The following is a 16,053-nucleotide window of genomic DNA, read 5'->3' as shown; positions in this document are numbered from 1 at the left end:
TGTAGGGGTTAATACATTATTATGAAAAAGATATATATCGTTACAATCATTTGTACATTTATAGTAATAGGTACTTTTGTTTTTCATAAAGTAAATGAACTTAAGTACACAAAAGCTATTAATCAATCGAATTATATAAAAAACATTGCACATAGAGGGGCTTCGGCGTATGCACCGGAACATACAATTGCTGCGTATAAATTGGGACAACAATTAAAAGGCGATTATATAGAAATAGATCTTCAAATGACAAAAGATGGACATTTAGTAGCTATGCATGATGAAACAGTAAATCGTACTACAAACGGTACGGGGCTAGTTAAGGAACATACATTAGAGGAATTAAAGCAATTAAATGCAGGTTCTACTTACAATAAAAAGTATCCAAATTTAGCAAAGAAAGAATATGAAAATGCTAAAGTTCCAACACTCGAAGAAGTAATTGAAGTGTTTGGGCATGACGCGAACTATTATATTGAAACAAAATCACCTGATGAATATTCAGGAATGGAAGAAAAGTTATTAGAAATTATCAATCACTATGAAATACAGGATAAAGTTATTATTCAATCATTTAGTGAAGAAAGTTTGCAAAAGCTACATAGTTTACATGTTAATATACCTCTAGTCCAATTACTATCTTACAAAAAAGCAGTTCAATTAACTGAATCAGAAATAGAGAAGTATAGTACATATTGCATAGGTCTTGGTATGAACTACAAATATATTGATGCAGCTTATGTAAAGAAAATAAAGAAACACGGATTAGAAGTTCATCCATTTACTGTAGATAATGAAGCAGACATGAAAAAGTTAATATTATGGGGAGTTGACGGGATGTTTACGAATTATCCGGATCGATTACATTCAGTTTTGAAGTTTAATTAAAAGATACTATTTTTAACGTAATAGTTTATAGAAATTTTCGATTAATATATAATTAATCTAGTTAAAATAAAAAGGAGTGTAAGTAGGATGAATATATTAGCTGTTGTTCCACGCCTCTATGTTTCAGACTTACAAACTCATCTAGAATTTTACAAAATACTATTAAAGCAAGAAAAACCACAGGAATTTCAAATGAATGGAACGCATGTAATTAGATTTACAAATTTACTTTTAATTGAAGAATTAAATGAAACAATTAAGAATCATGTTGCTGCAACGATCGTAATTGATGATCTCAACGAAGTAAAAGAACTAATCTTAAACTATAACGGCGTAATGATTACTGAACCAATACAAGTACCTACAGGTATGAAAATGATAATTCGTCATCCGGATGGTAACATTATTGAATACATAGAGCCTACATTAAAATGAAATTCGAAAAAGAATCCAATACTTTATTGGATTCTTTTTATTTAGCTATAAGTGACTAACTTAAAGCAGTACAATTTTGAATTTATTAATAAAATATTACATTGAGTATAATGTTTTATAATAATCATCAGAAAGTAACGAAAATGTAATGAATTTTAACTACGCTTTTTATATTTTTTTGATACACTGGCTACGAGAGGAATACCGATTAATGTAGGTAAAAACCAAAACCATATAGGTGGCAGTAAATTAATTAAGGGGATATGAATGCCGACGTTTACTAAAAGTGCGGTTACCGCACCTATATAAGAACCTAACATACCTCTAATATGGTGGTGGATCCAATTTTTCCAGCGTTTTTTTCGTGCTAGGTATCCATAAATCGCAAAAGCATAAGAGAAAATTGCTACATAAAATAAATATGCGATTTTATCCCAGTTTATAATGGATAATATAATTGCAGTGAGGGTAATGACAACATAGGATGCATGATATATTTCGCCCCATTCCGTATGTTTCCCTTTCTTCTTTTGAGCAACCATCGCTACAATACCGGTAATTAAACATATTGTTCCAAATAAAATGTGGATGGTTAAAAGAACATTGAAAATACTCATAATAATTCCTCCTTTTTTATTTTTATAGTATTGCAGTATAGGAGAAAAGTTGAAACATATCGTTTATTCGTCTTAATATATTGAAATAAAGGTACTCTTAGAACAAATTTTCTTGAATTTAGTGAGTCACGTATTACGTGAAATGAAGGAGAGACTTCCATGTTTACATCTATTACATATTTACAATCAGGGAATGACAAGCAACAAAAGGTTTATGATGTTTTGAATAAACTAAACATCATGGAGGATTTAGCTTTATATAATCCCGTTCTTTGTGGGACTATACCTATAAGAATTGATACGCTTCAATCTGACTTAGATATAGTAATGGAAGTACATAACTTTGATGTTTTTGAACAAGAAATGAGATCTTTATATGGCTCTTATGAAGGATTCAAAATAAAAAAGAAAAAAATTAAAAATACTGAATCGATAAAAGTAAATTTTGAATTTGAAGGTTTTAAATTTGAATTATTTGCTCAGCCTAAGCCAGTGCGCAACCAAAATGCATATAGACATATGATAGTAGAGCACATGTTATTAATGCAACATCCACATATAAGAGAAGAAATTATTCGCTTAAAAGAGAACGGTTTAAAAACAGAACCTGCTTTTGCTCAAGTATTAAACATTGACGGGGATCCTTATGAAGGACTTATTGTGTTGGGGCAGGAAATGCGGTTGTGGTAAATAAAATACACAAAAACTCCTCTATGGAAAAAGAGGAGTTTTTATTATGTCATTAACTTACGAATTAATTCGCTTAACAATTTAATACCGTTAGTCATTTGCTCTGGAGAAGCATATCCATATGATAAACGAATGTATCGATCTGTTTCTTCTTCATAGATACGTCCCGGGTTTAATAGAATCCCTTTTGATAGTGCCTTTGAAAATAATTTCTTCATCGGAATGCTAGGTACTACCTTTAGCCATATAAAAAATCCACCACTAGGAATATCCCAGGTGGCAATATCTGCACAATACTTATCTAAAGCTTGTATCATTATTTGTCTTCGTTCTTTTAGTTTAATTCTTACGTTTGCAACATGTTCCTCATAAAAACCTTTATTTATCCATTCAGCAGCAACTCTTTGGGATAAGGAGCTTGATCCATAATCTATTTGCATTTTTATATCTGACAATCTATCAATAACAGGTTCAGGACCTATGATCCATCCAATTCTAAGCCCAGGACTAAGTGTTTTAGATAGGCTACCAATATATAATACATGTCCATGTTTATCTATTGACTTTAAAGGAACTGGTGGTGGTTCCTCAATCCATAACTCTCGATAAATATCATCTTCAATAATAGGTAACTGTTCCTTTTCGCATATTTTTAATATTTCTTTTCTTCGCTCCTCAGACATTAATACCCCTGTTGGATTTTGAAAACAAGGGATTGAATATAAAATATTTTTCTTCTGACTGTATTTAATTCGTTTTAATAACTCGTTAGGTAATATACCGTGAGGATCCATTGATATACCAGATAGATTTATATTTGCTGATTGAAATACATGAAGTGAATATAAGTAAGAAGGTTGTTCAAGTAAAACGGTTGACTCTCTATGTAAAAGACCAATTGATATTAATTGTAATGCTTGTAATGCACCCGAGACGATTAATATGGAACTTGGTGATGCATGTATTCCAAATGATTTTACGTATTTACTTATTGCTTCACGTAACGGATAAAACCCTTTTTGTTCCTCATATCCAAAATAATCTAATTCCTCACTTACTTTTTTTATAATGGACTGCATCGTTTCTAACGGAAAAAGATGAGGAGAAAGTTCGCCTTTACTAAGATGGATAAGTTTGTTATTTGCTTCTGCTTCATTTATTTCTCGTACCATTAACTTGCTTGGTTTATGAATACCAGCCTTTACATATTCACTCCAATCAGGTGGTGGATTCGTTGCTAATAATGACCATGTATTATTTATTACAATTGTTCCTGCTCCAATTTTCCCTTGAATCAATCCATCAGCCATAAGTTCATCTAGTGCAGTTATTACAGTGCTGCGATTTACTTGAAATAATTTCGCTAACTGCCTTTGACTAGGGATCTTACTTCCAATTGGCCATTCTCCATTTTCAATTTTTTCTTTCATATAATCTACTATTTGCTGATACTTAGGTAGTTTTTTACTAGTGGTCATCAAAAAACTCCTTCGCTCACTTGAAAAATGCCAAGTGGTTGGTTTTTACGATAAAAAACTGGTTGAAGACATTGTATCAACTATTAAATATGATGGGAAGAAATAATTGGTAATTATAAAGTGGTTGGTTTGAAGGGGGAGAGAAAACATGAATTATAAAAAATGGGATTATCGAATTATATGTGCTCATTCTTTTACAATTTTAATTTGGGGAACGGCCTTTCCGGCAATTCGTATGGGTCTTGAATCTTACACACCTGAACATCTTACTTTACTTCGTTTGTTAATCGCTTCATTCATACTTCTTTTGTTTTCGTTTATATACAAACTACGATTACCTGATCTAAAAGATATTCCAGCGATTTTTTTATTTGGTGCTTTAGGATTTACTTTTTATCACATCGCATTAAACCATGGTGAAAAAACAGTAAATGCTGGATCGGCAAGTTTAATCGTTTCAGTTACTCCTATAGTAACGGCAATTCTTGCTTTTGTTTTTTTAAATGAAAAAATGAAAGCAAATGGATGGATCGGTGGTGTAATTAGCTTTATAGGAATTGCTTTCATATCATTTAGTCAAGGGGGGTCTATTCAATTTAATAGCGGGGGATTATTTATATTATTAGCAGCCGTTTCAGAAAGTCTATTTTTCGTTTTTCAAACATCGTACTTAAAAAAGTACGGCTTCTTGCCATTTACCATATATACAATTTTATCTAGTACGGTATGTATGCTTATTTTCTTACCGGGAATGTATCAAGAAATACTGGTGGCTCCTCTTGAAGTGAATTTGAGCGTTATATATTTAGGTTTATTTCCAACAGTACTCCCGTATATTGCATTGGCCTATATTATATCTCATACTGGTGCTTCCGAGGCAACAAGCTCTCTATATTTAACGCCAGTAATTGCTTGTTTTATAGCTTGGGTATGGTTAGGTGAAGTACCTACTTTTATTTCGGTAGTTGGTGGAGTAATTACTATACTTGGAGTTTTAATAGCGTATGTATCATTAAAGAAAGATATTCGAAGTGAAAAGTACAGCGATATAACTGGATAGATTTTTTAGAAGTGATAATTCCCTGTTTCTTAAAATTAAGAAACAGGGAATTATTTTACTGCGTTGAATATATAAATACATTCTTTTTATAAAGGAGCTTACCATATTGAATATCCAGTTAAAGGTTGTTACGAGAGAGAATTGGGAAGATGCATTAAAGTTACAAGTTAAAGAAAATCAAAGAAAATTTGTTCCGGCTGTAGCAGTTTCACTTGCTAAAGTATATATAAAACCAGATGGGGACGCTGTAGAATACCAACCATTTGCGATATACAATGGCGATCTAATGGTTGGTTTTGTTATGCATGCTGTTGTAAAAGAAACAACTGATATGTATTGGATAAACGGATTTATTATCGATCAAAAGCAGCAAGGTAACGGTTATGGAAAAGCAGCATTACAAGAAAGTATATATTTAATAAAAAATACGTTTAAGGCGTGTAAAGAAATTAGATTAACAGTACATAAAGATAATATCTCTGCAAAGAAACTATATGAAAGTTACGGTTTTCAGTCATTGGGACATGATTATGATGGCGAGCAAGTATATCGCTTATTCGTTTAATTATTATGTAGCAAAGGTGTGAAATGAATTATGCAATTTACTGAAGTGAAAATTGAAGTATTTATCCCTGAAGAATACATTGAAATGTTGAGGAATGAGTTAAATAAAATTGGTGCTTGTAAAACGGGAGAATATGATCATTGTCTGTCCTATAGTTCTGTGAAAGGATACTGGAGACCGTTAAAAGGCGCATCACCTTTTAACGGGGAAATTGGTCAGATTTGTGAAGGGCAAGAATGTAAAATTGAAATAAAGTGCAAACGGGATCTTGTAAAGGATGCACTTGAAGTTATTAACGAAATTCATCCGTATGAAACACCTATGATTTATATTATCCCGATATTAAATGACTATTTTAATCAAATATAAAATAAATGAATGGGAGGAATAACAATTGAGCAATAAATTTCATCATATTGTACGAGCTGTTATGATTAAGGATAAAAAATTGTTAATGGCTGAATATATTGGCCATCATTATTTTTTACCAGGTGGTCATGTTGAAGTTGGCGAATCAGCTGAGAATGCATTAATAAGAGAACTAAGGGAAGAGCTCGGAGTAAATTGTAGTATAAAACAATTTTTAGGAGTCATAGAAAACCGATGGCAAGATCGAGAAGTTCTTCACCATGAAATCAATCATATTTTTGAGATAGATTCACAAGAGCTACATATTGATTTCATACCAAAATCTAAAGAATCTCATTTGGCGTTTCACTGGATAGATTATAATCAAGAAGCTTTACATACTTATAAAATCATGCCAGAACCTTCAGTTAAAGAGTTACTAGAAAGAAAATTAAGTGATGAACTACTAAACTGTTGGATTAGTAATTTTTAAAAACCTCTATTAATAATAAATTCGTCCAGCAAAAAGAGATTAAGAAAATAGGCTGAAAAACAAGGTACATCACCTAGTGTAAGTTCATATTTTGTTGATGTACGTATTCAAGTATATAGCCATTTGTTTCTACTTTGTTTATTAAAATTTATTAACTTCAATATGTGGACGGAATTTATATTTATAAATGGAGGGGTTTCATAATGAATCAGTTTCAACAAGAACTACAATCATTAAACCTTAATGATTATCAAACTGGTAATGTTGTGTATTGGGATCAACAACAAAGTCAATATCCATACTACTACATTCAAGACGATGCACGTCGTTGCGGCGGATGCGGAGGTTGTGGTGGACGCTGTGGCGGATGTGGCGGCAGATGTGGTGGTTGTGCAGGTCGTTGCGGCGGATGCATAGGATGCGCTGGATGTTTCGGTTGCTTTAATTGCTGGAACTGGTGGATCATTTAAGTATAGAACATCAAAGATATTTTGCTTGAAGGAAAGGTGTGAAAACTATTTTGCACTTTTCTTTCAAGCTGTAATTTTTATGTGTATTAAGGGGGAGTTATTTGTATACATATGATAAGTTGATTTCTTGGGTAGAAAATATAAAAGAACAAAACCATAGCTCTGCAGCAGCGCTTTGCATAATGAAAGATAACAAAATTGTACTGGAGCATTATAGTGGCTATCACTCAAATACATCTACAAGCAAGAAAGTAACAGCATCTTCACAATTTAACGTTGCTTCTGCTAGAAAAAGTTATTTAGGATTAATGATAGCGTATGCGCTTTACGAGGGGAAAATAAACTCTATTGATGATGAAGCGATAAAATATTTTAAAGACTTTGATCCTGTATTGCTTAGTAAAACGACGATAAGACATTTAGTAACACATTCGCACGGATTAGAAGAAACGAATGGCGGGATAATTTTTCGTGAATTTGAACCGGGGCAAGGATGGGCGTATAGAGATATTAATGTAAGAATGATGACACGTCTTATTTATCAGCTATATAACAAAAGTTTTCCTGAATTGTTAAAAGAGCGTGTGTTTAAACCTGCTAATTTCCAAGAAACAGGATGGAGAATACAGCAAGATGATAATTTAGTTGCAGTTGTTGATGATCCAAATAAAGACGCAATTAGTGAAATTGGTACAGTAGATGACGGTACTGAAAAAAATCTGTTTGTCTCCGCTAGAGAATTTGCACAGTGGGGCAATCTTCATTTAAATCAAGGTATGATACATGATAAACAAATTGTTCCAAAAGAAGTTATAAAAATCGCTACGAGTTTGCAGAGTCCAACATATGCAAATAAAGAGCTACCACAAAATGGCTTGTTTTGGTTCGTTCAAAATGAACCTGCACAATTAAGTGAACTAGGTGAACGCGTACCAAAAGGCTCGTATCAAATATTAGGAATTACGGGACCAACTATATTAGTAATACCTGAATATAATGTAGTTGTTGCGAAAATGTATAATAAAAGATACAACTACGGCGGTGATAATTATTTATATTATTTACGTGAATTTAGTAATTTAGTCGTTGATACATTTCGTAACAGTAATAGGGCATAATTACTCCTATAACAAAAAGGAGTGATTGAAAGTGAAAGATAAAGTGAACAAAAATAAAAAGCAAAACATTAAGGATGTAAATACAGAACAAAATGCAATTTATAGCGATCCAAAAGATGCAGCTAATATGCAAACGGTACCGCAGCCGAAAGATTTTGATGAAATTGAATATTAATTTTTCGTTTATCCGACTATATGATGAATGAAAAATACATCTTAAGTCCCATCTCATGACAGAAATCTTTTGGTATTCTATATACATAAGCATTTGAAAATGTCTTATCTTAACAAAGCTTTCTTTAAGTAAATCTAATATAACCTGCAGAAAGACACTTCATAATGGAGTGTCTTTTTGTGTACATGAATTCAATTTCCATTTTTCATGCAGTATCTTGCTTTTTATGGTGGTTATACTAACTGTGAAAATTCATGTCACGATAAAAGAAGGGGACAGTTAGTATGAAACAAACTTCTATAAATCCGTTACTAATTGTTCTAGGTACAATCATTGTTCAAATTGGCCTTGGAACAATTTATACATGGAGTTTATTTAATCAGCCCCTTGTAAGTAAGTTTGGATGGAACCTTAATTCAGTTGCTATAACTTTCTCCATTACAAGCTTCTCTTTATCATTTTCAACATTATTTGCAGGAAAGTTACAGCAAAAATTAGGGCTTCGAAAACTCATCGCTACTGCAGGGATTGTGCTGGGACTCGGTTTAATACTAAGTTCACAAGTTTCCTCCTTACCATTACTATATTTATTAGCTGGTGTAGTAGTTGGTTATGCCGATGGAACTGCTTATATCACATCATTATCTAATTTAATTAAATGGTTTCCGAATCGGAAAGGGCTTATTTCAGGTATATCTGTATCAGCATATGGAATGGGCAGCTTAATCTTTAGATATATAAACGGAAATCTGATCGACAGCCTTGGTGTATCACAAGCCTTTTTATATTGGGGGATTATCGTCTTACTTTTAGTATTAATCGGATCGTTCTTCTTACGTGAAGCAATAGTAAGTAACACTGTAGCTGAGACTTTACACAATGATTATACACCTCGTGAAATGATGCGAACGAAACAAGTATACCTTTTGTTTTTTATGCTATTCACATCGTGTATGGGCGGTCTATATTTAATCGGTATGGTCAAAGATATCGGAGTGCAGCTCGTTGGACTTAGCGCAGCAACTGCCGCTAACGCCGTTGCAATGATTGCAATTTTTAATACAGTAGGTCGTATTGTTCTTGGAACGTTATCAGATAAAATAGGTCGAATGAAAATCGTTTCTGCAACGTTTATTATCATTGGATTGTCAGTCTTTACATTAAGTTTCATTCCGCTAAATTACGGCATATATTTCGCATGTGTAGCAAGTGTTGCCTTTTGCTTTGGCGGTAATATCACTATATTCCCAGCTATTGTTGGAGATTTCTTCGGATTAAAAAACCATAGTACAAATTATGGGATTGTATACCAAGGTTTCGGATTCGGTGCACTTACAGGATCATTCATCGGGGCGCTTCTTGGAGGATTTGAACCAACCTTTATTATAATCGGCGTTCTTTCTATTATCTCTTTCATTATATCTATTTTAATTCGTCCACCAAAAGCAGAAAAGAAAAAAGAAACACAACATTTATATCGAAAAGTAGCTTAAGTTTAAAAAGAGTCCTCATAAAGGGCTCTTTTTATATTACACAACATTTAATTTTCCCTTTTTAGCCATTGTGTAGGAAGAATACACTTACTTAATTTAAAATGAAATGATTTGAGAAGCAATAAAGTAGTTTATTTATTAACGAATCAAGTAGCAGATAAGTAAAATATTCATATTGTTTTATAAAAGAATCAAAATATTGATAAAAAACTACAGTTAATCCGCTTCGCTAGTAGGCATACATTTCATTATAAAGGTAGTTGGCTTATTTTGGTTACAACTATAATTTCTTCTTTTATTGCATTTACTTCAACAAATATTGATGATATTTTTATACTCCTTGTTTTATTTTCACAAGTAAAGACAGGAGTATGTAAGGAAGAAGATAGAACTTTCCAGGGAAAAACTAAGATAAAAGAACTTTATATTGTTATTGGACAATATTTGGGGTTTAGTGTAATTATTTTTCTAAGTATTATTGGTTCCTTAAGCTCTTTTTTCATTCCTATATCGTGGATTGGATTATTAGGATTCGTGCCAATTTATATGGGGATTAAAGGACTATTCTCACTTCGTTCTAACAAAAGTAATGAAGTCATTGATAAAGCTTCTAGTTCATTATTTAAAGTAGCTGCGATTACATTAGCTAATGGAGCTGATAATATCTCAATTTATATACCAATGTTCACTAGTCAATCCTTGGAAGCAAATATCGTTACATTAATTATCTTTTTTTGCATGATAGCAATATGGTGTTTGATTAGCTACACATTGTTAAGAGCTCCTATTTTAGCTAAAGTACTTGAGAGAAATTGTCATATTATCGTTCCAATTGTTCTAATTGGTTTAGGAATGTTCATTCTTTTTCGCAGTAATACAATTGAATTATTGTACTAATACGTTCAAACTAACGGAAGTTTTAAGTAAAAAGAATCAAACGCGGTAAAAAGCTGTACTACAAATAAAATGTAGTACGGCTTTTTTAAATTTTAGTGAAATGAAACATTGCACTACGACAATTAAGTTAGACAGGATATTACGATTATTAAATTGAATAGATACTTTAAAAGGAGCGTGATAATTAAAATGAAAATAGTAAAACAATGGGTCCAAGAAGATAGTGATTACATAAGAGAAAAAGTAATTGAATATAATCAAAAACATATTTCAGATGAAGAGAAAAAGCCTTCAGAAAAAATTAGTTTTATAGTGAAAAATGAAAATGAAGAAATAGTAGGCGGAATAACTGGAATTACATTTTGGCACCACGTACATGTTGATTTCTTATGGGTTTCTGAAGAATATAGACACGAAGGTTATGGAACCAAGTTAATAAAACTTATTGAAGAATTTGCAATTGAAAAAGAGTGTAGCCTAATCAATTTAGATACTTTTAGCTTTCAGGCACCTGCTTTTTATAAAAAACATGGATATAAAGTAATTGGAGTAAGTGAAGATCACCCTAAAGGACATAATCGATACTATTTGGAAAAAAGGTTAGAAAATATATAGAATCCCAAAATGAATCAATCAAATCATAAAGAGCGTACGTTGAATAATTACTTTCAAAATACGTTCTTTTTATTTAGAAATGAAGGGGGATCAATTATTACCTTTACTAAGGATAGATAAATGAAATACTCTATTAATTTTTTTATATTTTAAAACGATTAAATGGTAGAATGTAACAAAGACAGAAAATTCTCGTTATTGAAGGTGGACTTAGATGAAAAAAGTAAATGTTACATATGCGCTTTTATACGATAAAACAAATGAAAAGATCTTAATGGTAAAAAACAAAGGGAAGAATGGTTCTTATTACACACTACCAGGTGGTGCAGTTAAATTAGGAGAAACGTTAGAGGAGGCAGTCATTCGAGAAGTGAAAGAAGAAACCGGTCTACATATAACTGTAAATGGTATTTGTTACATTAGCGAAGCTTTTTTTGAAGAGAGAGGACATCATGCAATATTCTTTAATTTTTTAGGAGAAATAATTGGAGGGGAAACAAATATAACAAGGCCAAAAGAAATTGAAGAGATTACTTGGATGGAATTACATAGAGCAGAACCGCATTTACGTATACCAGAACACTTATTAAATATATTACAAAGGAAAGAAACAGTACCTTACTTTTTTAACGGAACAATCATTCATCAATCTTCATAAAACTATCATTTCATGTAAGGCGGGGAAAAAATGGAGTTTATCGTTAATCATAAACATTTCACTCAAGCACTTTCAGAAGTAAGTAAAGCAATATCTACCAAAGCTATAATTCCTATACTATCCGGTATAAAAATAACTGCAGATCAATCTGGAATTACTTTAATCGCAAGTAATTCAAATATTTTCATCGAAAAATTCATCCCTAGTTCCATGGATGACGAACAAATTACGACTACCTTAAAAGCAGGAACAATTGTTGTACCTGCAAAATACTTCATTGAAATTATAAAGAAAATGCCAAGCGATATAGTAATAAAAAGTAAGAATGAGCAAACAATTACCATACAATCAGAAGAAATCACATTAAACTTAAATGGCTTTCCAGCGAATGAATTTCCTAACGTACCACAAATAGACGATCATGCAGAAATACAAATAGAAACAAAACAATTGATTGATGCGTTTAAACAAACAGTCTTTGCAGTAGCGAAAAATGAATCTAGACCCGTTCTTACTGGAGTACATATCAAGTTAGACCACAACAAATTAATATGCGCTGCAACTGACTCTCATAGACTAGCTATACGTGAAACATTAATTTCTACTAATGTGAAAGCGAATTGTATTGTACCAAGTGCAACCATTAATGAACTTTTAAAATTAATGAACAGCAATTTAGAATTCGTTTCTATTTATCTATCAGAAAGCCACATTATTTTTACATTCGGCACAATTACATTATATTCAAGATTAATTGAAGGGAAATATCCTAATATATCTAGTTTAATTCCAAATGAATTTCAAACAGTCATTAACATAGATAGACAAAGAATGTTACAAGGGGTAGATCGATCAAGCTTATTAGCAAGTGAATGGGCAAATAACAATGTTAACTTAGAAATTGTAAATGAATCTACAATTAAAGTTTCTTCTAATGCTTCTCAGATTGGAAAAATATCTGAGACACAACAGATAGATGTAATTCAAGGTGAAAAACAATTCAATATATCTTTCGATGGACGATTTATGTTGGATGCTTTAAGGGCAATAAAAGAAGAAACGGTTACTTTAAGTTTCAGCGGTTCTATGAGACCGATATTAGTTGAAGCAGGGACACACTCTGCAGCAATCCATCTTATATCTCCAGTAAGAGCTTATTAAAAACGGAGGAAGGAATCACGTTATGTACAAGCACACTTTATGTTTTATAAAAAGAAATGAAGAGATACTTATGTTAAATAGAGAATATGATCCGGTAAAAGGATTATGGAATGGTGTAGGAGGAAAGATAGAAAAGGGCGAAACACCTTTAGAAAATGCGATTCGTGAAATAAAAGAAGAGACTAATATAAAAGTTACGTATGACCAAATTCAATTTAAAGGCATTATTACATGGGAGGATTCTTCATATTCTGGCGGTATGTATGTTTATCTAGTAGAGTTACTTCATGAATTTATATATCACACTCCAAAAAAAGTCTCAGAAGGAATTCTAGATTGGAAAGAGATTTCTTGGATTCTTAGTGATTATAATTACGGCGTAGGAGAGATGATACCTAAATTTTTAGTTGAAGTGCTCCACAATGAATTCATATTAGAGCATAATTTTATTTTATCTAATCATAAATTAATAAATTATAGGAATCAGAAATTGGTTAAGCAGGATAGGTTACTTACTTCTTTATATAATACTATTCGCTTATAAATAACAAACTAAGAGAAAATGAAAATTTCAGATAGGAGATTCGATATGTGGACAACAAATATTATCAAAACTCCAAGAGGAAAGTTTGAATATTTTCTAAAGGGAGAAGGACCTCCACTTTGCGTTACTCATTTGTATAGTGAGTATAATGATAATGGAAATACTTTTGCAAACCCATTTACTGACCATTATAGCGTATATTTAGTTAACTTAAAAGGATGTGGCAATTCAGATTTGGCTAAAACTGATTCTGAATATAGTATGACCGAAACGATTAAAGATTTAGAAGCGATTCGAGAAGCTTTATATATTAATAAGTGGGGGTTTGCTGGTCATTCGACAGGAGGGATGTTAGCTCTTGTATATGCGACTGAAGCACAAGAAAGTTTAACGAAAATAATTGTTGGTGGCGCAGCGGCGAGCAAGGAATATGCATCTCATAAAGATAGTATATATTGTAGTGAAAATGTAAAATTTAATAGAATCGTATCAATTATGAATGCATTAAATGATGATAGTACAGTACAAGAAGAAAGAAAAGCATTAAGTAGAGAGTGGGCACTTATGTCTTTTTATTCTGAAGAAAAGCTTGAAGAGGCATTAAAATTGCCGAATAGCGGAAAGACAGTTGGCAATCGGTTAAATTATTTTAGACAAGTTGAATATAAAGATTATGATGTTCGTCAGAAACTTAAATTCGTAAAAATCCCAAGTTTTATATACTGTGGTAAGCATGATGTACAATGTCCCTACATATTTTCTCGTGAAATAGCAAATTTAATCCCGAACGCAACATTAACTAAATTTGAAGAAAGTAATCATAATCCATTCGTTGAAGAAATAGACAAGTTTAATCAGTTTGTAAAAAATACATTATAATTAATAAGAAAAAAAGCGAATCTTCTATATGAGACAGATTCGCTTTTTATTATAATTAGACTTTTTGCCACCAAGCATACCTAGGATAGTCTGTAGATTTTAACGTAATAGATTCCCCAATTTGAGGTGTTGTAATTTTAACTCCTAAACGGTTAGCTTCTTTCGTAACACGTTCTATCGGGTCACTCCATTCGTGTAATGCTAATGTAAAAGCACCCCAATGAATCGGAAGAAGTAATTCTCCTTGTACATCAATATGAGCTTGTACTGTTTCTTCAGGCAACATATGAATTGCAGACCACCTTGGATCATATTGCCCGCATTCCATTAACGTAAGATCGAATGGACCGTATTTTGCATCAATCTCTTGAAGATCTTCATGCTCTAAAGAAAAAGCACCACTATAACGTTTACTATTAAACAGAGGAAACGGGGAAGAGGCATCTCCAAACTGTGGCTATTTGTAGTTTAAACGAAATCATTTTACCTTTCACCGTAATTGCAGTACATTTAATAAATTTGTCAAATTCATTATTCTTATATACAAAATAAAAACCATGCAGCAGCAGATAAAACGAATACTAAGTAAATGTAAATTGTTTTAATTTAGTAAATTTCTTCTTACAAGTAACAAAGAACATACGTTTTGTTATATGTTATAGAAGAAAATATGTCCCTAATTATTAAAAGGAAGGGGAGGATGTAAGTGCAAATAGAGAGAAAAAAGAAATCAAAATGTAAACTATCGAAATCTGAAATAACGCAGCTATATACAGAAGGGAAGAGTACCTCAGAAATAGCTACGCTTGCTAATGTGTCTGCGAGGTATATTCGGATGGTTCTATCAGATAGCAACGTACCAAGGCGCGCTATAGGCAGTTGGAAGAGAAAATATGACATAACAGAAAATTATTTTAAAATGTGGTCAAATAATATGGCTTATATTTTAGGATTTATAGCAGCGGATGGTGTTATACAAAAAGAAAGTTATATTTTAGAAGATATAAAAAAAGAACTAAAAACAAATCAGCCGCTATACCAAAACAAAAAAACAGGTGTATATATGCTAAATATTAATAGCAAAACAATAAAATATAACCTTATGAACATACATGGAATTATGCCATGTAAATCTTTTAACATTGAATTCCCTTTCGTACCAGAAGAATATTTACATCATTTTGTTCGTGAATATTTTGATGGGGATGGTTACGTCAAGTATGAAACTTATACAGTAAGCTTTGTAGGAGGATCATATAGCTTTATGAATTCTTTAAATCAGGTACTACAAAATCATAATTTACCAGCCGAATTACTAAATCAAAATAAACATTTTAAAAAAGACTATGAAAGAATTCATTCATTATAAAAATGTAAGGAACCTTAGTATATCTATGCTAAGGTTTTTAATTTGAGATTATTAGAGGACACTCATTTTCGTTTATAGAACTTAATAAATACATAGATTT

General features: G+C 31.8%; 19 protein-coding genes and 2 pseudogenes. 18 read left to right on the top strand and 3 right to left on the bottom strand.

Annotated features, from left to right (window positions below; translation table 11 throughout):
- The first annotated feature begins 21 nt into the window (after positions 1-21).
- Positions 22-888, top strand: a complete 867-nt coding sequence (locus tag ACTT1L_RS16420) for a glycerophosphodiester phosphodiesterase (protein ID WP_220779065.1) — start codon at positions 22-24, stop codon at positions 886-888.
- A gap of 87 nt (positions 889-975) precedes the next feature.
- A complete protein-coding gene (locus ACTT1L_RS16415; protein WP_001022864.1) occupies positions 976-1,323 on the top strand; it encodes a VOC family protein in 348 nt (115 codons plus the stop codon).
- A 155-nt stretch (positions 1,324-1,478) separates the two neighbouring features.
- On the opposite strand, the gene ACTT1L_RS16410 is transcribed toward ACTT1L_RS16415, so the two are convergent.
- The gene (locus ACTT1L_RS16410) at positions 1,479-1,940 is read right to left on the bottom strand and encodes a DUF2306 domain-containing protein (protein WP_000021777.1); all 462 of its coding nucleotides are present in this window, start codon (positions 1,938-1,940) and stop codon (positions 1,479-1,481) included.
- 159 nt (positions 1,941-2,099) lie between these two features.
- Here ACTT1L_RS16410 and ACTT1L_RS16405 point away from each other — a divergent pair, with 159 nt between their 5' ends.
- Entirely contained in the window at positions 2,100-2,630 is a 531-nt protein-coding gene (locus tag ACTT1L_RS16405; RefSeq protein WP_000495173.1) for a DUF4269 domain-containing protein, read from the top strand.
- A 44-nt stretch (positions 2,631-2,674) separates the two neighbouring features.
- On the opposite strand, the gene norG is transcribed toward ACTT1L_RS16405, so the two are convergent.
- On the bottom strand, positions 2,675-4,111 hold the full coding sequence (gene norG, locus ACTT1L_RS16400; protein ID WP_442821998.1) for an efflux pump transcription regulator NorG: 1,437 nt from the start codon (positions 4,109-4,111) through the stop codon (positions 2,675-2,677).
- Between the two features lie 145 nt (positions 4,112-4,256).
- On the opposite strand from norG, the gene ACTT1L_RS16395 reads away from it, so the two are divergent.
- The 14 genes from ACTT1L_RS16395 (at position 4,257) to ACTT1L_RS16330 (ending at position 14,584) form a co-directional block, all read left to right on the top strand.
- Complete coding sequence (locus ACTT1L_RS16395) at positions 4,257-5,168, top strand: DMT family transporter (protein WP_431078636.1); 912 nt, start codon at positions 4,257-4,259, stop codon at positions 5,166-5,168.
- Positions 5,169-5,274: 106 nt separating this feature from the next.
- Positions 5,275-5,733 (top strand): GNAT family N-acetyltransferase, encoded by a 459-nt coding sequence (locus ACTT1L_RS16390; RefSeq protein ID WP_001025608.1) that lies wholly within the window; start codon positions 5,275-5,277, stop codon positions 5,731-5,733.
- 30 nt (positions 5,734-5,763) lie between these two features.
- Entirely contained in the window at positions 5,764-6,102 is a 339-nt protein-coding gene (gene cutA, locus ACTT1L_RS16385) for a divalent cation tolerance protein CutA (RefSeq protein WP_001160783.1), read from the top strand.
- Positions 6,103-6,127: 25 nt separating this feature from the next.
- Positions 6,128-6,574: an NUDIX domain-containing protein gene (locus ACTT1L_RS16380; protein WP_431078638.1), complete on the top strand. Its 447-nt coding sequence runs from the start codon at positions 6,128-6,130 to the stop codon at positions 6,572-6,574.
- Between the two features lie 203 nt (positions 6,575-6,777).
- Positions 6,778-7,044: a heterocycloanthracin/sonorensin family bacteriocin gene (locus tag ACTT1L_RS16375; RefSeq protein WP_001071388.1), complete on the top strand. Its 267-nt coding sequence runs from the start codon at positions 6,778-6,780 to the stop codon at positions 7,042-7,044.
- Positions 7,045-7,145: 101 nt separating this feature from the next.
- Entirely contained in the window at positions 7,146-8,162 is a 1,017-nt protein-coding gene (locus ACTT1L_RS16370; protein ID WP_000288912.1) for a serine hydrolase domain-containing protein, read from the top strand.
- Between the two features lie 31 nt (positions 8,163-8,193).
- The gene (locus ACTT1L_RS16365) at positions 8,194-8,337 is read left to right on the top strand and encodes a hypothetical protein (RefSeq protein WP_000653680.1); all 144 of its coding nucleotides are present in this window, start codon (positions 8,194-8,196) and stop codon (positions 8,335-8,337) included.
- Positions 8,338-8,621: 284 nt separating this feature from the next.
- Positions 8,622-9,830 carry an L-lactate MFS transporter gene (locus tag ACTT1L_RS16360; RefSeq protein ID WP_442821997.1) on the top strand — a complete coding sequence of 403 codons (1,209 nt, stop codon included), beginning with the start codon at positions 8,622-8,624 and terminating at the stop codon, positions 9,828-9,830.
- Between the two features lie 270 nt (positions 9,831-10,100).
- Positions 10,101-10,727, top strand: a complete 627-nt coding sequence (locus tag ACTT1L_RS16355; protein WP_098671583.1) for a cadmium resistance transporter — start codon at positions 10,101-10,103, stop codon at positions 10,725-10,727.
- Positions 10,728-10,916: 189 nt separating this feature from the next.
- Positions 10,917-11,342: a GNAT family N-acetyltransferase gene (locus ACTT1L_RS16350; RefSeq protein ID WP_000706717.1), complete on the top strand. Its 426-nt coding sequence runs from the start codon at positions 10,917-10,919 to the stop codon at positions 11,340-11,342.
- A gap of 214 nt (positions 11,343-11,556) precedes the next feature.
- Positions 11,557-12,000 (top strand): NUDIX hydrolase, encoded by a 444-nt coding sequence (locus ACTT1L_RS16345; RefSeq protein WP_000757640.1) that lies wholly within the window; start codon positions 11,557-11,559, stop codon positions 11,998-12,000.
- A gap of 30 nt (positions 12,001-12,030) precedes the next feature.
- Positions 12,031-13,161 carry a DNA polymerase III subunit beta gene (gene dnaN, locus ACTT1L_RS16340; RefSeq protein WP_242231043.1) on the top strand — a complete coding sequence of 377 codons (1,131 nt, stop codon included), beginning with the start codon at positions 12,031-12,033 and terminating at the stop codon, positions 13,159-13,161.
- A 22-nt stretch (positions 13,162-13,183) separates the two neighbouring features.
- Complete coding sequence (locus ACTT1L_RS16335) at positions 13,184-13,705, top strand: NUDIX hydrolase (RefSeq protein ID WP_242231045.1); 522 nt, start codon at positions 13,184-13,186, stop codon at positions 13,703-13,705.
- A gap of 45 nt (positions 13,706-13,750) precedes the next feature.
- A complete protein-coding gene (locus tag ACTT1L_RS16330) occupies positions 13,751-14,584 on the top strand; it encodes an alpha/beta hydrolase (RefSeq protein WP_262718172.1) in 834 nt (277 codons plus the stop codon).
- A 55-nt stretch (positions 14,585-14,639) separates the two neighbouring features.
- Here ACTT1L_RS16330 and ACTT1L_RS16325 read toward each other — a convergent pair.
- A pseudogene (locus ACTT1L_RS16325) lies at positions 14,640-15,041 on the bottom strand (MBL fold metallo-hydrolase); the annotation flags it as partial.
- 249 nt (positions 15,042-15,290) lie between these two features.
- Between ACTT1L_RS16325 and ACTT1L_RS16320 the strand changes: the two are divergent.
- Positions 15,291-15,923, top strand: a pseudogene (locus tag ACTT1L_RS16320) (endonuclease); the annotation flags it as partial.
- Positions 15,924-16,053 lie beyond the last annotated feature (130 nt).

The organism is Bacillus sp. FH (assembly GCF_052216825.1).
GTDB lineage: Bacteria > Bacillota > Bacilli > Bacillales > Bacillaceae_G > Bacillus_A > Bacillus_A paranthracis.
This window is presented reverse-complemented; position numbering and strand designations above follow the sequence as displayed.